The organism is Reyranella aquatilis (genome assembly GCF_020880995.1).
GTDB classification, from domain to species: Bacteria; Pseudomonadota; Alphaproteobacteria; order Reyranellales; family Reyranellaceae; genus Reyranella; species Reyranella aquatilis.
In genome coordinates this window covers 123,176-143,862 of sequence record NZ_JAJISD010000002.1, presented here as the reverse complement: position 1 = coordinate 143,862, position 20,687 = coordinate 123,176, and the positions used below count along the sequence as shown (strand labels likewise).

18 protein-coding genes are annotated in these 20,687 nt (G+C 66.9%); 12 read left to right on the top strand and 6 right to left on the bottom strand.

The annotated features are described in order from the left end of the window. Positions 1-139: 139 nt before the first annotated feature. Positions 140-1,129: a Gfo/Idh/MocA family protein gene (locus LJ725_RS06540; RefSeq protein WP_230549837.1), complete on the bottom strand. Its 990-nt coding sequence runs from the start codon at positions 1,127-1,129 to the stop codon at positions 140-142. A gap of 179 nt (positions 1,130-1,308) precedes the next feature. Between LJ725_RS06540 and LJ725_RS06535 the strand changes: the two genes are divergently transcribed. The 6 genes from LJ725_RS06535 to LJ725_RS06510 all read left to right on the top strand — a co-directional run bounded on the left by LJ725_RS06535 (position 1,309) and on the right by LJ725_RS06510 (position 8,437). After that, positions 1,309-2,211, top strand: a complete 903-nt coding sequence (locus LJ725_RS06535; protein ID WP_230549836.1) for a phytanoyl-CoA dioxygenase family protein — start codon at positions 1,309-1,311, stop codon at positions 2,209-2,211. Between the two features lie 79 nt (positions 2,212-2,290). Further along, complete coding sequence (locus tag LJ725_RS06530) at positions 2,291-3,181, top strand: LysR family transcriptional regulator (protein ID WP_230549835.1); 891 nt, start codon at positions 2,291-2,293, stop codon at positions 3,179-3,181. Between the two features lie 146 nt (positions 3,182-3,327). Next, on the top strand, positions 3,328-3,795 hold the full coding sequence (locus tag LJ725_RS06525; protein ID WP_230549834.1) for a formate dehydrogenase subunit gamma: 468 nt from the start codon (positions 3,328-3,330) through the stop codon (positions 3,793-3,795). After that, positions 3,792-5,321 carry a formate dehydrogenase beta subunit gene (locus tag LJ725_RS06520; protein WP_230549833.1) on the top strand — a complete coding sequence of 510 codons (1,530 nt, stop codon included), beginning with the start codon at positions 3,792-3,794 and terminating at the stop codon, positions 5,319-5,321. Before LJ725_RS06525 ends, LJ725_RS06520 begins: the two co-directional genes overlap by 4 nt. A 9-nt stretch (positions 5,322-5,330) precedes the next feature. Further along, positions 5,331-8,165 (top strand): formate dehydrogenase subunit alpha, encoded by a 2,835-nt coding sequence (fdhF, locus tag LJ725_RS06515; RefSeq protein WP_230549832.1) that lies wholly within the window; start codon positions 5,331-5,333, stop codon positions 8,163-8,165. Between the two features lie 29 nt (positions 8,166-8,194). After that, complete coding sequence (locus LJ725_RS06510) at positions 8,195-8,437, top strand: formate dehydrogenase subunit delta (RefSeq protein ID WP_268990507.1); 243 nt, start codon at positions 8,195-8,197, stop codon at positions 8,435-8,437. On the opposite strand, the gene LJ725_RS06505 is transcribed toward LJ725_RS06510, so the two are convergent. After that, positions 8,408-9,883, bottom strand: a complete 1,476-nt coding sequence (locus LJ725_RS06505) for an aldehyde dehydrogenase (RefSeq protein ID WP_230549830.1) — start codon at positions 9,881-9,883, stop codon at positions 8,408-8,410. The genes LJ725_RS06510 and LJ725_RS06505 overlap by 30 nt on opposite strands. Before the next feature lie 118 nt (positions 9,884-10,001). On the opposite strand from LJ725_RS06505, the gene LJ725_RS06500 reads away from it, so the two are divergent. From LJ725_RS06500 to LJ725_RS06485, 4 genes are all read left to right on the top strand, one after another. Further along, complete coding sequence (locus tag LJ725_RS06500) at positions 10,002-10,265, top strand: hypothetical protein (RefSeq protein ID WP_230549829.1); 264 nt, start codon at positions 10,002-10,004, stop codon at positions 10,263-10,265. Between the two features lie 49 nt (positions 10,266-10,314). Next, positions 10,315-12,537 carry a hypothetical protein gene (locus LJ725_RS06495; RefSeq protein ID WP_230549828.1) on the top strand — a complete coding sequence of 741 codons (2,223 nt, stop codon included), beginning with the start codon at positions 10,315-10,317 and terminating at the stop codon, positions 12,535-12,537. 148 nt (positions 12,538-12,685) lie between these two features. Further along, on the top strand, positions 12,686-12,886 hold the full coding sequence (locus tag LJ725_RS06490; protein WP_230549827.1) for a cold-shock protein: 201 nt from the start codon (positions 12,686-12,688) through the stop codon (positions 12,884-12,886). Positions 12,887-13,221: 335 nt separating this feature from the next. Continuing rightward, a complete protein-coding gene (locus LJ725_RS06485) occupies positions 13,222-14,526 on the top strand; it encodes a hypothetical protein (protein ID WP_230549826.1) in 1,305 nt (434 codons plus the stop codon). A 30-nt stretch (positions 14,527-14,556) separates the two neighbouring features. On the opposite strand, the gene LJ725_RS06480 is transcribed toward LJ725_RS06485, so the two are convergent. Together LJ725_RS06480 and LJ725_RS06475 are read right to left on the bottom strand one after the other, a co-directional pair. Continuing rightward, positions 14,557-15,531, bottom strand: coding sequence for an SDR family NAD(P)-dependent oxidoreductase (locus tag LJ725_RS06480; RefSeq protein WP_230549825.1), 975 nt, complete (start codon positions 15,529-15,531; stop codon positions 14,557-14,559). A gap of 28 nt (positions 15,532-15,559) precedes the next feature. Then, on the bottom strand, positions 15,560-16,045 hold the full coding sequence (locus LJ725_RS06475; RefSeq protein ID WP_230549824.1) for a hypothetical protein: 486 nt from the start codon (positions 16,043-16,045) through the stop codon (positions 15,560-15,562). 153 nt (positions 16,046-16,198) lie between these two features. On the opposite strand from LJ725_RS06475, the gene bla reads away from it, so the two are divergent. After that, positions 16,199-17,056, top strand: a complete 858-nt coding sequence (bla, locus tag LJ725_RS06470; RefSeq protein ID WP_230550148.1) for a class A beta-lactamase — start codon at positions 16,199-16,201, stop codon at positions 17,054-17,056. Here the strand turns inward: bla and LJ725_RS06465 are convergent, their stop codons facing one another. Next, positions 17,057-18,319: an MFS transporter gene (locus tag LJ725_RS06465; RefSeq protein ID WP_230549823.1), complete on the bottom strand. Its 1,263-nt coding sequence runs from the start codon at positions 18,317-18,319 to the stop codon at positions 17,057-17,059. 118 nt (positions 18,320-18,437) lie between these two features. On the opposite strand from LJ725_RS06465, the gene LJ725_RS06460 reads away from it, so the two are divergent. Then, positions 18,438-19,859, top strand: coding sequence for an MFS transporter (locus LJ725_RS06460; RefSeq protein ID WP_230549822.1), 1,422 nt, complete (start codon positions 18,438-18,440; stop codon positions 19,857-19,859). Here LJ725_RS06460 and LJ725_RS06455 read toward each other — a convergent pair. Next, positions 19,856-20,587 (bottom strand): glutathione S-transferase N-terminal domain-containing protein, encoded by a 732-nt coding sequence (locus tag LJ725_RS06455; RefSeq protein ID WP_230549821.1) that lies wholly within the window; start codon positions 20,585-20,587, stop codon positions 19,856-19,858. The genes LJ725_RS06460 and LJ725_RS06455 overlap by 4 nt on opposite strands. Between the last annotated feature and the right edge of the window lie 100 nt (positions 20,588-20,687).

Sequence of the window (20,687 nt, the reverse complement as noted above, 5' to 3'; positions counted from 1 at the left end):
GCGCCGCGCGGGTGGTCGATCCTCAGCAGTGCGAGGCGCGCTGCGCTCTGCTTCAAATAACCGCCATCAGGCCGCACTGGTTCTCGCATCGAACGCGCGAACGGTCGTTGGCGGCACGAGTATCTGCCAAAGGCGTCGACTATTCGCGGCGCTTGGAAGCGGATCCGACGATGGACTCCACGACCTCCTGCACGTCGAGGGCTTCGCGCAGCGTGGCGAGATGATGCGGCTTGTCCCGCGCGAGGTTCACCACGCCCTCGAGTTGACGCTTCAGCGCGATGGGACGCGCCTTCTCGTTGGGAAGGGCATCCGGTGCGGGCTGCCACGACCCGTCGGGCATGAGACGCTCCGCGATCGACCAGTCACGTAGCCGCACGGCACTCCGGTCGCCTTCCAGAATCCAGATATTGTGATCGTCCTTGGACGTCTCGCCGACGGCGCCCGTCAGCGTCACCGGCAGGTCGCCGGCCTGCAGCGTGGCCTCGATCCGCCGCTCCGACCTGCCGTCCTGCGGGAAGACGGCCTGGCCCTTCAGATCGTGCAGCGGCCCGACGAGGCGGCGCGCGAGGAACAGGAAATGGGAGACCACCTCGCGCGTGAATCCGCCCTGCATCGGCCGGTCGAGCCAGCCTGCAGCATCGGCCTGCCAGGGGCGTGGCCAGGCCGCGAAGCCCACCTCGATGACAACGCGCCGAGGTGTGCCGATATCGCCAGCCTCCATCCAGTTGCGGATCGCCGCGACAGCCAGGGAGGAGGCGAAGGGGAAATTCACGGCACCCCGGTCGCCGGCCTCTGCCACGAAGGCCCGTGCGTCTGCGACGTCGATGGAAAGAGGCTTCTCGCAGAAGACGGTTCTGCCCGCCGCCAGCGCAGCGCGGGCATGCGCGAGATGCGAGGCCGGCGGCGAGGCGATGTAGACACAGTCACTGGCCGAGATCAGCCCGGCCGCATCGCCCGCCTGGGCGACCTGCGGGAAGCTGTTCCGCATGCGCTGCAGGGCGGCCGGCGCCGGATCCCAGAGGCCGCAGGCGTGAACCCTTGCCGGATCCTGCTGCAGGATCGCGTTGAGCATCCGCTCGCCCATGATGCCGGCGCCGATGATGCCGATCGCCACACTGCCTGTCGTCATTCGCATCCCGTCCGTTTTCGTGTGAACAGTAACATGGGCGTTGCCGAAGAGAGCGGCGTAACCGAGATGAGGTCTTGTTCTGCGGCACGGCGTCACGCTTTTCCTTGCCGACGGCCATCGCCGCCCCGCAACGTCCGGGACACGTGTCGCAAGAACACCCCCGGAGAAGGAAACGTTCGATGAAGCCGCAGGACGTCCTCAAGCACAAACCCCTGGTCCTGACCGAGGACCAGCGCGCTGCCTATTTCCGCGATGGCTATCTCGTGCTCGAGAACTACGTGTCGGCCGATTGGCTCAGCCGGCTTCGGGCTGCGATGACGGAAGTCGTCGACCGCAGCCGTGCCGAAACCCGGTCAGGCGACGTGTTCGTGCTGGAGCAGGGCCATTCGGCCTCCGATCCGCGCCTGCATCGCGTGACCTCGCCGCAGGACCAGCATCCGACGTTCTGGGATTTCATGTCAGACCCGGTCATGACCGACCTGGTGGCCGACGTGGTCGGTCCGGACGTGAAGTTCCACCATGCCAAGCTCAACGTGAAGGCGGGCAACGGCAGCCGCGAGTTCAAGTGGCACCAGGACATCCAGGCCTGGCCTCACACCGACTACAGCCCGGTCACCGTCGGCGTCTACATCGACGGCTGCAGCGACGATCAGGGGCCGCTGGCCTTCGTACCGGGCAGCCATGAAGGGCCGCTCTACACGATGTACGACGAGAAGGGCGGTTTCGCGGTCGCGCTGCGCGAGGCCGATGCGCGGCAGATTCGCGAGAGCGAGGTGAAGCGCGCCACCGGAGGGCCGGGCACGACCCTGCTGCTCAACTGCCGCACGATCCACGGCTCGACGCAGAACAGGTCGAGCGCGGCACGCCCGCTGCTCCTGCCGGTCTACTCGTCGGCCGATTCGTTCTGCTACGTGCCCTCGCCGATCGCCAGCCCGCATATGGGCGACATCGTGCGCGGCAAGCCGGCGACCTATGCGAGCTTCGACCTCCGGCCCTGCGAACTCCCGCCGGACTGGCGCGCCGGCTACCGCGCACCGTGGAGCCTGCAGCAGGAGTCCGAAAAGGCCAGGACGGCCATGTAGCTCCACCGGGCGTCCCCCGGCGTCCCTAGCCGTCCCGGGCGGGGCAGCGGGAGCGGCGGTTTTCGGCTAGTCTCCCCGCATGATCGACAAACTGGAATTCCTGCTCGCGCTCTCCCAGGAGCGGAATTTCAGCAAGGCGGCCGAACTGTGCGGCGTCACCCAGCCTACTTTCTCCGCCGGCATCAAGAGCCTCGAGGACATGCTCGGCGTGATGCTGGTGCAGCGGACGTCGCGCTTCATCGGCTTCACGCCGGAAGGCGATCGCGTGCTCGACTGGGCGCGCGGCATCGTGGCCGACACGCGCGCGATGCGACAGGAAGTGGTGTCGTTGCGAAAAGGGCTCAGCGGCAGGCTGCGAATCGCGGCGATCCCGACGGCGCTCGCCATGGTGTCGGCGCTCACCACGCCGTTCCGGGCGCGACATCCCAACGTGAAGTTCACCATCCTGTCGCGGACCTCGATCGAGATCCTGGCGATGCTGGAGAATCTCGAGGTCGATGCCGGCCTGACCTATATCGACAACGAGCCGCTGGGGCGGCTGCGGGCGGTGCCGCTCTATACCGAGCAGTATCGGCTGCTCACGTCGGAGAGCAGCCCGCTCGGCGATCGCGACAGCGTCACCTGGGCCGAGGTCGGGCGCATCCCGCTCTGTCTGCTGACGCCCGACATGCAGAACCGGCGTATCATCGACCAGCTCCTGCACGAGGCCGGCGGCCAGGCCGATCCCACGCTCGAATCCAACTCGATGATCGTGCTGTTCTCGCACGTCCGGACCGGCCGCTGGGCCAGCGTGATGCCGCAGAAGCTGGCCGATACGCTGGGCCTCACCGAGCATCTGCGCTCCATTCCGATCGTCGAGCCCGATGCGACGCACTCGATCGGCCTCGTCGTACCCCGGCGCGAGCCGATGAGCCCCCTTGTGAACGCCCTGGTCGCCGAAGCCACCCGGCTCGCCGCCTCGCCGGTCTGACGGGTGCTCTCCGCCCCAGAAGGGGCGGTCGATAGATTTGTTCTATCGCAGCACCGAACGCCTTTATTGAGACTGCCGCCCCATCCGCCGAGCATTCCCCCGGCGAACCCGGCAACGAGCCGGTGTCCATATAGGGTGGAGTTCAGGTGTCGGTGCAGTGGGACGAAGCCGAAGCGCGCGAGATCGTCCGCCGGCATGAGGGACGCGAGGGGCGCCTGCTGCCGATCCTCCACGACGTGCAGGCGTCGTTCGGCTGCATCCCGGATCCGGCGATCCCCTTCCTGGCGCAGGCGATGAACGTCACGCGTGCCGAGGTGCACGGCGTCGTGTCCTTCTATCACGACTTCCGCGACCGGCCGGCGGGCCGCCATGTGCTGAAGATCTGCCGTGCCGAGGCCTGCCAGGCGATGGAGGGGGAGGGCCTGGCGCGCCGCCTGCTGGATCGTCTCGGTCTGGAATGGGGTGGCACGACGCCCGACGGCAGGGTCACGGTCGAGCCGGTCTATTGCCTCGGCCTGTGCGCCTCCGCACCCGCGGCGATGCTCGACGGCGAGCCCATGGCGCGTCTGGACGACGGCTCGATCGGCGAGATCGTGAGCGAGGTGTCGCGATGATGATGCGCTTCTTCGTGCCGCGCGATGCCGCCGCCCGGGCCGTCGGTGCCGACAAGGTGGCGGCCGCGTTGCACGATGAGGCCCGGCGGCGTGGCATCGAGATCCAGATCGTGCGCACCGGTTCGCGCGGCCTGTTCTGGCTGGAGCCGATGGTCGAGGTGGAGACGCCCGACGGTCGCATTGCCTTCGGACCCGCAAAGCCCGGTGACGCGCCGGGGCTGCTGACGGCGGGCGCCAGCCATCCCCTGTATCTCGGCCGGCCCGAGGACATTCCCTTCCTGAAGCGCCAGACGCGGCTCACCTTCGCGCGCTGCGGCATCGTCGATCCGCTGTCGCTCGCCGACTGGCGCGCCCACGGCGGTGGCCGTGGCCTCGAACGCGCCCGCAGCCTTGGTGCGGCGGCAACCCTGCAGGAAGTCGCGAAGTCGGGTCTACGCGGGCGTGGCGGCGCGGGCTTTCCGACCGGCATCAAGTGGAAGACGGTGGCCGACACGGTGGCCGACCGGAAGTATGTGGTCTGCAACGCCGACGAAGGCGATTCCGGCACCTTCGCCGATCGCATGCTGCTGGAGGGCGACCCCTTCGCGCTGATCGAAGGCATGGCGATCGCCGGCCTCGCCGTCGGTGCGGCCAAGGGCTTCGTCTATATCCGCTCCGAGTATCCCGATGCCGTGCGCACCTTCGAGCGCGCGGTGTCGCTCGCCGAAGCCGACGGGCTGCTGGGCGCGGCGGCCGGTTTCGACATCGAGGTCCGTGTCGGCGCCGGCGCCTATGTCTGCGGCGAGGAGACCGCGCTGCTGGAGAGCATCGAGGGCAAGCGCGGGCAGGTCCGCGCCAAGCCGCCGCTGCCTGCCCACAAGGGCCTGTTCGGCCGCCCCACGGTCGTCAACAACGTGGTCACGCTGGCGACCGTGCCGTGGATCCTCGCCGAGGGCGCCGAGGCCTATTCGGTACTCGGAATGGGACGATCGCGCGGCACCATGCCGATTCAACTCGCCGGAAACGTCAGGCATGGCGGCCTCTTCGAGACGGCCTTCGGCGTGACGCTGGGCGAGCTGGTCGACGGGATCGGCGGCGGCACGCGAAGCGGCCGGCCGGTGAGGGCGGTGCAGGTCGGCGGTCCCCTGGGCGCCTACTTCCCGCGCGCGCTGTTCGACACGGCGTTCGACTACGAGGCCTTCGCTGCGCGCGACGGTCTGATCGGCCATGGCGGCATCGTGGTGTTCGACGAGACGGTCGACATGATGCGGCAGGCGGGCTTCGCCATGGAATTCTGCGCCATCGAATCCTGCGGCAAGTGCACGCCCTGCCGCATCGGCTCGACGCGCGGCGTCGAGACCCTCGACAGGATCAGGCGAGGCGAACGTGTCGCGGCAAACCTCGAGCTGATCGAGGATCTCTGCCAGACCATGAAGTTCGGCTCGCTGTGCGCCCTGGGCGGCTTCACGCCCTATCCGGTGATGAGTGCGCTGCGGCACTTCCCGGAGGATTTTGTCCGCCGAGCTCGCGCCGTGGCCGCGGGATAGGAGCACGCCATGCCGCTCGTCTCCGAGACCGATTACGGTACGCCCCCGAGCTGCAACGGGACGCAGGTCTCGCTGGTCATCGACGGCCGTGCCGTCATGGTCCCTGAAGGCACCTCGATCATGCGCGCGGCGGTGGAAGCGGGCATCCAGGTGCCCAAGCTTTGCGCCACCGATTCGGTCGAAGCCTTCGGCTCCTGCCGCCTTTGCCTCGTCGAGATTGCGGGCCGCGCCGGCACACCCGCCTCGTGCACGACGCCGGTCGCGTCCGGCATGGTCGTGTCGACGCAGACCGAGCGGCTGAAGAAGATCCGCCGCGGCGTGATGGAGCTCTACATCTCCGATCACCCACTCGACTGCCTGACCTGCGCGGCCAACGGCGATTGCGAACTGCAGGACATGGCCGGCGCCGTCGGGCTGCGCAACGTGCGCTACGGTTATGAGGGCGAGAACCATACGAAACAGGCGAAGGACGAGAGCAACCCTTACTTCACCTTCGATCCCTCCAAGTGCATCGTCTGTTCGCGCTGCGTGCGCGCCTGCGAGGAGGTGCAGGGCACGTTCGCGCTCACGATCCAGGGACGCGGCTTCGAATCGAAAGTGTCACCCGGCACGGCGCTCGATGACTTTCTGAGCTCCGAATGCGTGTCGTGCGGCGCCTGCGTCCAGGCCTGTCCGACGGCGACGCTGTCGGAGAAGAGCCTGATCGAAATCGGCCAGCCCGAGCATTCCGTGGTGACGACCTGCGCCTATTGCGGCGTCGGCTGCAGCTTCAAGGCCGAGATGCGCGGCGAGGAACTGGTGCGCATGGTCCCCTGGAAGGACGGCAAGGCCAACCGCGGACATTCCTGCGTCAAGGGCCGCTTCGCCTGGGGCTATACCCATCACCGGGATCGGATCCTGCAGCCGATGATCCGCGAGAGCATCGACCAGCCGTGGCGCGAGGTGAGCTGGGACGAGGCGATCGGCCGGGTCGCCTCGGAATTCCGCCGCCTGCAGGGGAAGCACGGAAGGCTGGCGATCGGCGGCATAACCTCCTCGCGCTGTACGAACGAGGAAACCTACGTGATGCAGAAGCTGATCCGAGGTGGCTTCGGCAACAACAACGTCGATACCTGCGCGCGCGTCTGCCACTCGCCGACGGGGTTCGGCCTCGCGCAGGCGTTCGGCACCTCGGCCGGCACGCAGGATTTCGATTCGATCGAGCAGAGCGACGTCATCGTCGTGATCGGCGCCAATCCGACCGATGCGCATCCGGTCTTCGCCTCGCGCATGAAGAAGCGCCTGCGTCAGGGCGCGAGGCTGATCGTGATCGATCCGCGCCGGATCGACCTCGTGCGCATGCCGCACGTCGAAGCCGACCATCACCTGCCGCTGCGGCCCGGCACCAACACGGCGGTGATGAACGCGCTGGCCCACACGATCGTCACCGAAGGCCTGGTGAACGAACGGTTCGTGCGGGAGTTCTGCGACCGCGATGCGTTCGAGGACTGGGCTGCCTTCGTTTCCGAGCCACGGAACAGCCCCGAGGCGGTCGGGCCGATGGCGGGCGTCGATCCAGAGACGATCCGCGGTGCCGCGCGGCTCTACGCGACGGGTGGCAACGCCGCGATCTACTACGGGCTGGGCGTGACCGAGCATAGCCAGGGCACCACCACCGTCATGGCGATCGCCAATCTCGCCATGGCGACGGGCAATCTCGGCCGGCCAGGCGTGGGCGTGAACCCGCTGCGCGGCCAGAACAATGTCCAGGGCGCCTGCGACATGGGGTCGTTTCCCCACGAGTTCACCGGCTATCGCCACGTCTCCGACGATGCCGTGCGCGGCACGTTCGAAACGATGTGGGGGCGACCGCTCGATCCGGAGCCGGGCCTCCGAATCCCCAACATGTTCGACGCCGCGATCGAGGGCAGCTTCAAGGGCCTCTACGTGCAGGGCGAGGACATCCTGCAGTCGGATCCCGACACCGGACATGTCGCGCGGGCGCTTGCATCCATGGAATGCGTCGTGGTGCAGGATCTGTTCCTGAACGAAACGGCGACCTACGCCCACGTCTTCCTGCCCGGTTCCACGTTCCTCGAGAAGGACGGCACCTTCACCAATGCCGAACGCCGCATCAATCGCGTGCGCCGGGTCATGACGCCCAAGGCGGGCATGGCCGACTGGGAGATCACGATCGCCATCGGCAGAGCCATGGGCTTCGAAATGCCGTACGGGCATCCGTCGGAGATCATGGACGAGATTGCCCGACTCACGCCGAGCTTTGCCGGCGTGTCGTATGGACTTCTGGATAGGGTCGGATCGATCCAGTGGCCCTGCAATGAGAAGGCGCCGCTCGGCACGCCGGTGATGCATGTCGGCGGCTTCGTCCGCGGCAAGGGCAACTTCCTGATTACCGAGTATGTGGCGACGGACGAGCGTACGGGGCCGCGCTTTCCCCTGCTGCTCACCACCGGCCGCATCCTCAGCCAGTACAATGTCGGTGCCCAGACCCGGCGCACAGGCAATGTCGTGTGGCACGACCACGACCTGCTGGAGATCCATCCGCACGACGCCGAGCAGCGCGGCGTGCGCGACGGCGACTGGGTCAGGCTCGACAGCCGTGCCGGCAGCACCAGCCTGCGCGCGCACATCACCGATCGGGTGGCGCCGGGCGTCGTCTACACGACGTTCCATCATCCCGACACGCAGGCCAACGTGGTGACGACGGATATCTCCGATTGGGCGACGAACTGCCCCGAATACAAGGTCACGGCCGTGCAGGTGTCGCCCTCGAACGGCCCGGGCGACTGGCAGAAGGACTATGCCGAGCGGGCCCGGCGCAGCCGGCGCATCGCGGCGGAGTAGCGCTCGTGTCCGTCGGAAAACTGGTGACGATGGCCAACCAGATCGGCCGGTTCTTCACCCCGCAGCGCGGCATCGACGCTCCGCTGGCCATCGCCACGCATCTTCTCAAGTTCTGGCCGCCCTCCATGCGGGATGCGATCGTCGGCCATCTCGATGGAGGCGGGGAGGGGCTCGACCCGGCGGTGCGCCAGGCCGTCCTCCACCTGAAGGAAGGCCTGGCGCTCGGACGATCCGGAACGGAGCTAACGCATCACGAACGGGTTGGCGGGTGAGCCTTCCGCCGTCGAGATCCAGACACTCTTGGTCTCGAGATACTCGTGGATCGCTTCCATGCCGCTCTCGCGGCCGATGCCGGAATGCTTCATGCCGCCGAACGGCATCATGTAGCTGATGGCGCGATAGGTGTTGACCCAGACCGTCCCGGCCTTGAGCGCGGCGGTCATGCGCAGCGCCCGGTTCATGTCCTTGGTCCAGACGCCGGCCGCCAGGCCGTAGATCGTGTCGTTGGCCAGCCGCACCGCTTCCTCCTCGGTGTCGAAGCCGATGATCGACAGCACGGGGCCGAACACTTCCTCCCGCGCGATCCGCATGTCGGGGCGTACGTCGACGAAGATGGTGGGCTCGACGAACTGTCCGCCCGGCATGTCGCTGGCGGCGCCGCCGCCCAGGATGCAGCGCGCGCCTTCGGCCTTGGCGATCTCCATGTAGTCCAGGATCTTGCGGTACTGCGGCGCCGTCGTGACCGGGCCGATGTTGGTGTCCGCCAGCATCGGATCGCCCTTGCGTGCCGAGCGGCCCAGCTCGGCGACGCGCTTGCTGAATTCCTCGCGGATCGAGTTCTGCACCAAGAGGCGCGAGCCCGCGATGCAGGTCTGGCCGGTGGCGGCGAAGATGCCGGAGATGGCGCCCGACGCGGCGGCGCCCAGGTCGCAATCCTCGAAGACGATGTTCGGGGACTTGCCGCCCAGTTCGAGCGACACGCGTTTCAGTGTCCTTGCGGCCTGCGCGTAGATCTTCGCGCCGGTGCTGTCGGAGCCGGTGAAGGTGATCTTGGCGACGCCGGGGTGATCGACGAGCGCGGAACCCGCTTCCTGGCCGTAGCCGGTGACGACGTTGAACACGCCGTCCGGGAAGCCGGCCTCCTTGGTGAGGGCGGCGAATTCGAGCGTGGACGCCGAGGCGAACTCCGACGGCTTCACCACCACCGTGCAGCCCGCGGCGAGGGCCGCGGCGCATTTCCAGGCGATGAACAGCAGGGGCGAATTCCACGCGGTGAGCGCCGCCACGACGCCGACCGGCTCGTGCCGCGTGAAGGCGAAATGGTTGGGCTTGTCGATCGGCACGACGGCGCCCTGGATCTTGTCGGCGAGGCCGCCGAAGTAGCGCCACCATTCGGGATTGTAGTTGACCTGTCCCAGCATCTCGGAGAGCAGCTTGCCGTTGTCGCGCACCTCGACTTCGGCCAGTCGCTGCGCGTTGGCCGCGATCAGATCGGCGAGCTTCATCATCAGCTTGCCCCGGCTGGACGGAGACATGGTGGCCCACGGTCCTTCCCGCAGCGCGAGAGACGCGACCGCCACGGCGCGGTCCACGTCGCGGGCGCAGCCCTGGGGAATCCGCGCCCAGACTTCTCCACGATAGGGGTCCATGCTGTCGATCCATTTTCCACCGATCGGGTCGACGTATTCGCCGGCGATGAAATGCTGGTAGGTCTTCAAACGATCCTCCTTGGTGCGCGACAGGGTGTCAGGTCACCCGCCACCCGTTAGGTTGTAAGCTTACACCGTGAGCGGTGGGCCGTGCGGCGACAAAGATCGAAGGGGGTTGGACGATCCGATGAAGAGACTGATGATCCCGCTTCTGCTGCTGGCCGGTGCTGCAGGCGAAGCCGCGGCCCAGAGCGACGATGCGGCCTACTGCAAGAAGCTCGGCGACTATGCCACGCGCTATCTGGGCGACGCGGGCGGCAACGGCGGCACAAGGCCCGACTTCGACATCACCGACGGAATCACCAAATGCAACAAGGGCGACACCGCGGGGGGAATCGCCATCCTGGAGAAGAAGATCCGCAGCAAGGGCTTCACGCCCCCGGCGCGATGAGGGCCATCCGCCGGATTTCCGCCATCCGTGCGCTATAACGACTCGCACCATGAGCGATCCGCAGACAGGGACGGCCGACGAGCGGGTTCGCACAAGCGTCCGGCGGGCGCGGGATTTCATCCTCTCGCAGCAGAAGACCCGGACGCCGTGGAAATCCTCGGTGCTCGCCCCTGCCGATCCCGCCATCGACCGGTTCTCGGCCGGCACGTGGCAAGGCACCTTCACCCTGCCGCCGGCTCCCGGGCCGTCGCAGCCTTACTCCCCCGTGATCGTGACCGCGCCGCTGTTCTTTCCGCTCGTCGTCGGACGAGCGGCCACCTTCAATGGCCTTGTCGATGCGCCGTTCTCTTCCATGGACGGCTGGATCGGCCGTCGCGACGGCGAGGAGCCGGCCGAAGCGGGCCGGCCGGCGGCGAGGAGCGCGACCCAGTTCGGCGATGGCGGAGCTAACTGGGGATCCTACTACGTCGTCGGCAGCGTCGACGGGGCCACGCAATTCATCGCACGCGTCGCGGCCAACCGGCACTGGAAGGCCGAAGTGAGCCGGGTGATCGCGGGAAGCTGGACGTTCCAGCTCGTGACCTATCCGGCTGCTGCGCTGGCGGCACGGGATGCCGGGCGGATTCCGGTCGGCGCGCCGTGGCGACAGTCGGACCGGCCGGGCGATGTGCGACGCTACTGGACGGTCTCGTACGTTGAATCCCCGCCGCAGTTCCGCGACGTGGTGCTCGACTCGTCGGGGCCTTTCGTCATTCGCGGAAGGCTCAACGGTTTCGATGCCGTGGCCGGCCGTTCCTACCGGATCTTCGTCACCAGCGAGGCCGATGGCGAATATGCCTGGGCGCTGGCCGTCGCGGCGCCCGGCCCGTTCACCATCAGCCGCGCGTTTCCCTTCGGCGGCAGGATCAAGCTGCGCCTCGTGGAGATGCTGGAGGGCTGTGCGGTGCGTGTCGTGGGGCAGGTGTGGGCGGAGGAGAATGCGGCGGCCGGCGACGGCTGCTTCCCCGACCTGCGGATCGAGTACCGCTCCCTGACGACGGCGATCTCGGCGGTACCGGACAGCATCGTTCCGGCGCGCCGGGACATGAAGTGGGCGGTTTCTCTGGTGCCGAAGGGCGTTGGTCGCGTGTCGCTGGTGGACGTGAACACCAAGCGGATCTGTGGCGAGTACACGATGCCGTCGGGTCTCATAAGGTCGTTCATCGTTCCCGCCGCCGATGCCGGTCAGCGGCCGCTCAAGGACGTTTATTACGACGCTTTCAACGACACCTGCTTCCTCTACGACCAGGCGGTCGCGCTGATCGCTTTGCTGCAACTGGGAGAGCGCGCGGCGGCGCGGCAACTGGTCGATGCGCTGCTCAACGTGCAGAACGCGGACGGCAGTTTTCCCTTTGCCAACCAGCAGGCGACGCTCTCCGCCCACGAGGCAGGCATCATCCGTAACGGCGCGCAGGCCTGGGTCTGCTACGCCCTGCTGATCGCCGATCAACCGCAGTTCCGCGGCTGGTTCGCGGAGCGCCCCCTGGCGGCGGCGCTGGCCGGGATCGACTACGCGCTCGACTATCTCAACGCCAAGGGCCTGGTCGATGGCGGACGCGGACGCATCGTGGAGGGGGTGCTCGAGGCGGACTACGTGGTCCCGTGGTGGAGCACCGAACACAACATCGATCTGTGGTGGGCGCTCGATCTCGCGCATCGCCTCTACGGGAGCGGGTCGGTCGACTATGCCGGACGCGCCGCCGCCCTGAAGGCGGCGCTCCTGGAGAATGGCGTCGGCTGGGATTCCGCGACGGGCCTGTTCTGGCAGGGCGGCATCGTCAGCAAGGGCGTCAACAAGCCCGACGGCATGCGCGCCTTCGACACCCACAGTTGGGGGGCCGTGCTGCTCGAGAAATGGGGACTGAAGGCGGCAGCCGCCGCATCGCTCGCGCGCGCCGGCGAACTCTACGCCGTCACGGACCCGGCGACCGGCCTGCGCGGCTACACCACGTTCATTTCCCGCGACGGGTATCCGCCGGATACGATCGTCTCGCCCTGGTACGAAGGCAGCCTCGGCATGGTGATTGCCCTGCGCAATCAGCAACCGCACAAGGCGAATGAACTGCTGGCAGCGCTCGTGCTTGCGCAGAACCCCGACGGTTCCTATCCCTACGCGCTGCGGGACGATCCGGTGAACGAGATTCACACCTTTCCCTGCGTCATCGCGCCGGCCTGGAACGTGCTGGCATGGTCTGGCGAGGGAACCTCCTATCCCCGGATCCTCTGGATCTGAGTACGCTGACCCTGGGCTGTGGCCCGCCTCATCGTGACTATTTTATGGTCCGTTTTCGGGCGTTGGACGGGCGATGGTCAGAGGGGGCGGAATCTTGCTATCGTTCGGAAGGCACGGTTCTCTCGCGCCGGAAATAAAGGATACGAAAATGGCTTCAGGTACCGTCAAGTGGTTCAACGCCACCAAAGGATACGGCTTCATCCAGCCCGACTCGGGCGGAAAGGACGTCTTCGTACACATCAGCGCCGTCGAGCGCGCTGGCCTCAATGGCCTGAATGAAGGCCAGAAGGTCACGTACGAGGTCCAGGTCGAGCGCGGCAAGGAAGCGGCGGTCAATCTCAAGGCTTGATCCCGTCGTCGGCCCGACCACACGGCCGACGGGAAACGATCGAAACCTTTGTGCGCTCGCCGGTTGACGGACGGGATGCTATCGCGTGAGGGCCTTGATTGCCGGTTATGCCGGTGATCGGGGCCCTTGTCGTAACTGTGGCTTTTTCATGGAACCCGGGATGCCCTGATTCGTTTTTTGGCAGTGCGTTCGGGAACCGGCTGCGGTCCGATTTCACGATTTGAATTGATTAATTGTCATCAAATTTATGCGGCCTGCTCACTATAGTTCACAGTGGCGCGAACAATGCATTTGGATGCTCGACGGTGAGTCGGCATCGCGATAGCGAGACGAGTATGTGGAAGCTTGCGGCATTCGTGGTGCTGGGCGCCTGTTGGATCGCATCGATCGCGATTCCTGCCGAAGCGTCTGCCGCCACCATCAAATCCGTCCCGCCGGCCGGCGCGCCGACCGGTTCTTATGCCCGGGCGCAGGGGACCGAGCCTCCCACGCTTCGTCTCACTGGCATGATCGAGACGGGCGATGCCGAGAGGCTTCGCGACATCCTTGTCAGGCTGCAGGCATCCACTCCGGCGAAGGCAAACGCTCCGCTGGCGACGATCGAACTCAGCAGCCTCGGCGGCAGCCTTCCCGAGGGCATCAAGATCGGCCAACTGCTCAAGAGCTACCGGGTTGTCGCGGTCGTCCGCAAGCAGGACCTCTGCCTGTCGGCCTGCGCCCTGGCCCTGCTGGGCGGCAACGCGGTCCGCGCCGCCGCCTCCTATCCGCACGACTGCAATGTGGAAGTGGGTGGCAAGGTCGCCTTCCACAATTTCTTCCTCGACCGGAGCGACCTGCGGGAACAGACGCACGAGGATCCGGTGGCGAGCCGGCTGCAGGGCTTCGCCGATGCGCGCGGCGGTGCGGCGATGCTGATCCGTTATGCCGCCGACTTGGGGCTGCCGCCGACTTTCGTGGCCAACCTGATGGCGCGCCCGATCGAGGAGTACCAGTATCTCGAAACGATCGGGGAATTCCTCGAACTCAATCTCTGCCCCATCGGTCTCGAGCGTCCGGCGCTGCCGATGTCCCATCAGGCGGCGAACCTCTGCAACAACTCGCTGCCTGCGCCGGTGCCGGTGTCGTCCATGATCGTCGGACCGATCGCGGGCCCGCAGGTTCGCCAGTACATGCTCGAGCGCGTGCAGGATGGCCTGAACGCCGCCAAGGCCAAGGGACGGCTCGCCGATCAACTTGCCACATGGTCGGTCATGCGGACCCGGGAGGAGGTCGACAAGCTCTATGACGACCTGCGGGCGGCCGGCGTCGCGCTTCCCGAGATCGTCGGGCCGACGTTCGAAGTGGCCGTCAACCAGGGCGGGCGCTATCGCGCCGCCTGCTATGTCAGCCTGTCGCCGACCGATCCCGACCGCTACGACGTCGTGCTGCAGGGGCCCCGCAGCCTCGCCGATGCGGCGCGCCTGCCGCCCGCCAATGCTCGGCGGCTCTTCCTGTACGATCGCCGCGACGTCGCCAATCAGCGCCCGGCATCGATCGGCCGCGACCTCTTCAGCCTCGAGCCGCGCGAGGGCGGAGAGCCGGAGGCGTCGCCGCTCAGCTCGGGGCGCGTGCCCGATCGCCCGGACGTCACCAAACCATAATGCGATCGGGCGGAGCGATGGCCCGGTGGGTCAGCGCCCGCCGACGACCCAACCGGTCTCCTTCGCGAAGGCCTCGAAGAACTCCGTCTCATAGGCCTGCTCGGGCGTCGCGCGAACGAGGCTGTCGATCCGCTCGGCGTCTCGGCCCACCAGGATGCGCCAGCGCTCCTTGCGCACGCCGTCGAGGATGATGGTCGCGGCCTCCGCCGCCGTCGTCGGCGCATCCTCGAGGAAGCGCCGCGCCCGCTCGGCGATCATCTTGCGGACATCGTCGTCCGAGAGCTTGGTCGCGTCGACTCCCATGGAGGAGATGCGGGCTCGCGCCAGCCCGACCTCGTGCGCCGTGATCTCGTCGGACTGGTTGCCGCTCTGCAGCTTGCGGGAGTTGGCGATGATCGACGTGCCGATATGGCCCGGCATCACCACCGAGCACTTGATGTGCGGGGCGTTGATGCGCAGGTCCGTGACCAGCGCCTCCGTGAACCCCTTCACGGCGAACTTGGCGGCGGCATAGGCCGTCTGCGGGATGTTCGGCGCGATATAGGCCCAGAAGCCGTTCACGCTCGAGGTATTGACGATGTGGCCGGCATCGGCCCGGCGCAGCATCGGCATGAAGGCGCGGGTGCAGAGGTAGACGCCGCCCCAGCAGATGTTGAAGGTGCGTTCCCATTCGTCGCGCTCGTTGACGAGGAAGCTGCCGCCGCCGCCGATCCCGGCATTGTTGAACAGCAGGTTGATGTGGTCGCTCTCCTGCTGCTCTGCCACTTCGTCGCGGAAGCGTACGACCTGCGGCTCGTCGGCCACGTCGGCGATGTGCGTCGTGACGCGCTGCCCCTGTTGCAGGCCGGCCGCCTCGCAAAGGCGCTTGGTTTCGGCCATGGCGCCCCCCGACACGTCGCCCAGCGCGATGTTGCAGCCCTCGGCCGCGAGCTGGCGCGCCAGCTCCCGCCCCATGCCCGTGCCGCCACCGGTTATGACGGCGATCCTGCCCGCGAAATCCTTCATGTCGTTTCCCCTCCGTCTTCATCTTCTTCTAGGCCGGGCGAAAGCGCCTCAGCGCCAGGAAGCCCAACAGGATGAAGCCCAGCAGTACGATGCCCTGCACGACTGCGAAAGGCGGCTCGGAGCCGGTCGGGGCGAATTTGTTCAGGAAGGCGATCTTCTGGAAGGACTGCACCACCAGCACGAATACGTTCAGGTAGAAGGCGAACAGGGCACTGGCGACGTAGACCCAGCGCCAGGGGCCGGCGAGACGGCCGGCGTAGAGCGCGAGCAGGGCGATCGCGAGCGCCACGGAGGAAACGATTCCCACGCCGATTGCCGGCGTGAAGGCGGTGATGGGGAACAGGAAGCCGGTCAGCGTCGTCAGTACCGTGAACAACAGGAACATCGAGTTCCATGCGTCAAGTGTCCGACCTGCGAGCATGCGCGCACACGCGACGGCGCCCGCCGCGATGGCGATCAGGCTGATGACGACGTGCACGACGGTGAAGGTCGCGATGGACATTCCGAGAACCATTCTGTCTCCTGGGTTGTGCCGCAGCGTGGCGGCGGGCCGCGACTTTTCGGCTAGTCCGGTCACCACTTTAACGCAGGAGTAAGCAAGCGACAGGCCAGGGTGCCGCCATAATCGGCTCTTATCCACGCCGCGGTGCCAACCGAGGAGGATGCCCTGTCGCTGTCGATCGCCCGCCGCACGCTGCTGGCTGCGCCGCTTCTGTCCCTGCCGGCCTTCGCCGATGACACGGTGTCGGCGCTTCGAGAACTCGAGAAGCGCAACGGCGGCCGCCTCGGTGTCGCCCTGCTCGATACGGCAAGCGGCCGTCGCATGGCCCATCGCGGCGACGAGCGCTTCCCGATGTGCAGCACCTTCAAGTTCCTGGCAGCGGCGCTGATGCTGGCCAGGGTCGACCGCGGCGAGGAAAAGCTCGATCGCCGCATCGTCTTCGGCGCGAGCGACCTGGTGACCTACTCGCCTGTCACCAAGGAGCACGCCGGACCTGCCGGCATGACCGTCGACGCGATCTGCGCCGCCGCGATGACCCTGAGCGACAACACGGCCGGCAACCTGATGCTCGCGAGCTTCGGCGGCCCCGCGGGGCTGACGGCCTTCGTGCGTGCGCTGGGCGACAGCGTCACGCGCCTCGACCGGATCGAGACGGAGCTCAACGAAGGCACCCCCGGCGATCCACGCGACACGACTTCGCCGCTGGCGATGATCGCCACGATGCAGAAGCTCGTGACGGGCGAAGCCCTCTCGGCAGGGTCCCGCGAGCGCCTGGTCGGTTGGCTGCTGGCGAACCGGACGGGCGACAAGCGCTTGAAGGCCGGCGTGCCTGCCGGCTGGCGACTTGGCGACAAAACCGGCACCGGCGGCAACGGCAGCGCCAACGACATCGCCGTGGCCTGGCCGCCCGGCCGCGCACCGGTCTTCATTGCCGTCTACTACACGGGCTCGACGATTTCCGACGAGGCGCGCAGCGCTGTGATCGCCGAGGCCGGCCGTATCGTGACGGCCGGCATGGGTTGATCAGGCGGGAAGCTTCGGCGTGCTCGGGTGCTTCGGCAGGAAGGCCGTGAGGAGACCGAGCAGGAGCAGGAACGGCGTCACCTTGTAGACGGCCTCGATGCCGGCATGATCGGCGATCTCTCCGAGCGCGGCGGCGCCGAGGCCGCCCAGGCCGAAAGAGACACCGAAGAACATGCCGGCGACCAGGCCGACCCGGCCGGGCAGGAGTTCCTGCGCATAAACCAGGATGGCCGAGAAGGCCGAAGCCATGATGATCGCCACGGCGACCGCCAGCACGCCCGTCCAGAACAGGTTGGCGTAGGGCAGCATCAGCGCGAAGGGCAGGGCGCCCAGGATGGAGAACCACATGACCGGGATGCGCCCGACCTTGTCGCCCACCAGGCCACCCAGGATCGTGCCCACCACGATGCCGACCAGGAAGGCGAACAGGTAGAGCTGCGCGGTCTGCACCTCCATGCCGAACTTCTGGATCAGATAGAAGGTGAAGTAGGAGCCGAGGCTGGCGCTGTAGACGTTCTTCGAGAAGAGCAGGGCCACCAGGATCGCGACGGCCACGCCGACGCGACGCTTCGACAGCGTCACGACGCTTCCGGTCGTGGAAGCCTTGCGGGCGGCCGGCTTCTGGATGGCGCGGCGCGCCTTGTACCAGTGGCCGACCTGGAACAGCACGATCATCGCGACCAGCGCGGCCGCCGAGAACCAGACGATGCTCTGCTGACCGGCAGGCACCACGATGAAGGCGGCGAGCAGCGGACCCGCGGCGGAGCCCATGTTGCCGCCGACCTGGAACAGCGACTGGGCAAGGCCGTAGCGGCCGCCAGCCGCCATGCGCGCGACCCGGGAGGCCTCGGGATGAAACACCGAGGATCCCATACCGATCAGTGCGGCAGCGAACAGGATCAACGGATAGGAGTTCGCCTGCGACATGAGCAGGAGGCCGACCAGGGTGAAGCCCATGCCGACCATCAGGGAATAGGGCTGTGGCTTCTTGTCGGTGTACATGCCGACGACCGGCTGCAGCATCGACGCCGTGCATTGAAAGGCCAGGGTGATGAAGCCGATCTGGCCGAACGACAGCGCGTATGAATGCTTGAGAATCGGATACAGCGCCGGCACCAGCGACTGCATCATGTCGTTGAGAAGATGGCAGAAACTCAAGGAAAGAATGACGGCGAAGGTGGTGCTGTCGGCGGCAGCCGTGAGGGAGGGCGCCGTAGGGGCAGAAACCGGTGCGGTGCCGGCTGCCATCGTGTTGTCGGTCATCCCCTCACTCTAGGCCCCGCGCTTTCCGCTCGCCACCGGCGGGTCGGCAACCCAGCCTTGCGGCGGTGCGAGGCATCGTTGTTTTGAACCTTCCTCCGCGCGCCGCGTTGCACCGGCTGTGCAGACCGATGTCCCCGCCCGTCTCGACCGCCTGCCCTGGAGCCGCTTCCACCGGCTCGTCGTGGTCGCACTGGGCATCACCTGGATCCTCGATGGGCTGGAAGTCACTCTGGCCGGCTCGGTGGCCGCCGCCCTGCAGACGAGCCCGCGCCTGCAGCTCACGGCGGAACAGGTGGGTCTGACCGGCAGCGCCTATCTCGCGGGCGCCGTGCTGGGCTCGCTGTTCTTCGGCCATCTCACCGATCGACTGGGGCGCAAGAGGCTCTTCAATGTGACGCTGGGAGTCTATCTCGTCGCGACGGCGGCGACGGCTTTCTCGTGGGACTTCTACAGTTTCCTGTTCTTTCGCTTCCTCACGGGCGCGGGCATCGGCGGCGAATACTCCGCGATCAACTCCGCGATCCAGGAACTGATCCCGGCCCGCCTGCGCGGCCGCATCGACCTCGCCATCAACGGCAGTTTCTGGATCGGTGCCGCCGGCGGGGCGCTGCTCTCGGTCTGGCTGCTCGATCCAAACGTGCTCGACCCGGACATGGGCTGGCGGCTGGCTTTCGCCAGCGGCGCGGTGCTTGGGCTCGTGATCCTCTTCCTGCGGCGCTTCCTGCCGGAGAGCCCGCGCTGGCTGATGATCCACGGCAAGCCGCGCGAGGCCGAGGACGTGGTCGAGGAGATCGAGGCGCGAGTGGCGGCCGATACCGGCCGGACGCTCGAGCCGGTGACGAAGACGCTGGAACTCGGCGACCCGCACAGGACGACGATGTTCTCGGTCGCGCAGACGCTGCTGAAGCACTATCGCGGCCGCACCACGCTGGGCGTCGTGCTGATGGCGTCGCAGGCCTTCGTCTACAATGCGATCTTCTTTACCTACGCGCTGATCCTCACCAAGTTCTATAACGTGCCGGCCGACAAGGTCGGCCTCTACATCCTGCCTTTCGCGATCGGCAATTTCCTGGGCCCTCTGCTGCTGGGGCCGCTGTTCGACACGCTGGGCCGGCGGCAGATGATCACCGCCACCTACGCGATCTCGGGCGTGCTGCTGGCGGTGACGGGCTGGATGTTCCATGCCGGACATCTCGACGCGACGACGCAGACGGCCCTGTGGAGCGTCGTCTTCTTCTTCGCCTCAGCGGCGGCAAGTGCTGCCTATCTCACGGTCGGCGAGTGCTTTCCGCTGGAAATCCGGGCCCTCACCATCGCCTTGTTCTACGCCTTCGGCACCTTGTTCGGCGGCGTCGGCGGACCGTGGCTGTTCGGCGTGCTGATCGCCGGCGGCAGCTCGGGCGAAATCCTGTGGGGATACATGCTGGGCGCGGGGCTGATGATCGCGGCGGCACTGGTGACGCTGAAGCTGGGCGTCGCCGCGGAGGGCAAGTCGCTGGAGGAGGTGGCACCGCCTCTCTCCAGCGAACGCCGCCCTTAGTCAGCCACGCGAACCGGCCGGGCACGCTGGTTGTAGAGCATCTTGCGGATGCGCTCCTGTTCCTCGGGCGGCAGCTTCTCGCGATCGACGGCGAAGTCGGCGCCGACGGCCATGCCCTTCTGGACCGCGGGACGTGCGCCCAGCTCCTCGAACCAGCGCTTGAAGTAGGGGAACTCCTCGATGTCCTGGCCCTGGAACTTCCAGTTCACGGTCCACGGGTAACAGATCATGTCGGCGATCGTGTACTGGTCCCCGGCGAGGTAGCGGTGCTTGTAGAGCCGGTTGTTCAGCACGCCGTACAGGCGGTTCACCTCGTCGGTGAAACGCGTGATCGCGTACGTCTGGTCGCCTTCCCTGGCCTGGTCGACGCGGCGGAAATGGCCGCACTCGCCGCTCTTCGGTCCCTGGTTGGCCATCTGCCAGATCAGCCACTGGTTCACTTCGTGCTTGGCGCGAAGGTCCTGCGGATAGAACCTCCCGGCCTTCTCGGCGATGTACATCATGATCGCGCCGGACTCGAACACGACAAGCGGCTTGCCGCCGTCGGCCGGCGCATGGTCGACCATCACCGGCATGCGATGGTTGGGATTCATCTCCAGGAAGGAATCCGTGAACTGATCGCCCTGGCCGATGTTCACCGGCACGACCTTGTAGGGCAGGCCGCATTCCTCGAGCAGGATGGTGACCTTTTTTCCGTTCGGCGTGGGCCAATAATGCAGATCGATCATTTCTTTCTCCGGAAGAATGGGTGTGAGCCAGGTGGCGGGAGCCTCCGCCCGTCGTCGGGGCGCGTCAATGGTGTATGCTCTTCGCAAAGGAACGATGCGG

Coding starts and splice junctions, on each gene's coding strand:
- LJ725_RS06485 (WP_230549826.1), top strand. CDS start 13,222: ATGTGGAAGCTTGCGGCATTCGTGGTGCTGGGCGCCTGTTGGATCGCA.
- fdhF (WP_230549832.1), top strand. CDS start 5,331: ATGCCGCTCGTCTCCGAGACCGATTACGGTACGCCCCCGAGCTGCAAC.
- LJ725_RS06490 (WP_230549827.1), top strand. CDS start 12,686: ATGGCTTCAGGTACCGTCAAGTGGTTCAACGCCACCAAAGGATACGGC.
- LJ725_RS06465 (WP_230549823.1), bottom strand. CDS start 18,319: ATGACCGACAACACGATGGCAGCCGGCACCGCACCGGTTTCTGCCCCT.
- LJ725_RS06495 (WP_230549828.1), top strand. CDS start 10,315: ATGAGCGATCCGCAGACAGGGACGGCCGACGAGCGGGTTCGCACAAGC.
- LJ725_RS06455 (WP_230549821.1), bottom strand. CDS start 20,587: ATGATCGATCTGCATTATTGGCCCACGCCGAACGGAAAAAAGGTCACC.
- LJ725_RS06475 (WP_230549824.1), bottom strand. CDS start 16,045: ATGGTTCTCGGAATGTCCATCGCGACCTTCACCGTCGTGCACGTCGTC.
- LJ725_RS06480 (WP_230549825.1), bottom strand. CDS start 15,531: ATGAAGGATTTCGCGGGCAGGATCGCCGTCATAACCGGTGGCGGCACG.
- LJ725_RS06530 (WP_230549835.1), top strand. CDS start 2,291: ATGATCGACAAACTGGAATTCCTGCTCGCGCTCTCCCAGGAGCGGAAT.
- LJ725_RS06540 (WP_230549837.1), bottom strand. CDS start 1,129: ATGACGACAGGCAGTGTGGCGATCGGCATCATCGGCGCCGGCATCATG.
- LJ725_RS06535 (WP_230549836.1), top strand. CDS start 1,309: ATGAAGCCGCAGGACGTCCTCAAGCACAAACCCCTGGTCCTGACCGAG.
- LJ725_RS06520 (WP_230549833.1), top strand. CDS start 3,792: ATGATGATGCGCTTCTTCGTGCCGCGCGATGCCGCCGCCCGGGCCGTC.
- LJ725_RS06500 (WP_230549829.1), top strand. CDS start 10,002: ATGAAGAGACTGATGATCCCGCTTCTGCTGCTGGCCGGTGCTGCAGGC.
- LJ725_RS06510 (WP_268990507.1), top strand. CDS start 8,195: ATGGCCAACCAGATCGGCCGGTTCTTCACCCCGCAGCGCGGCATCGAC.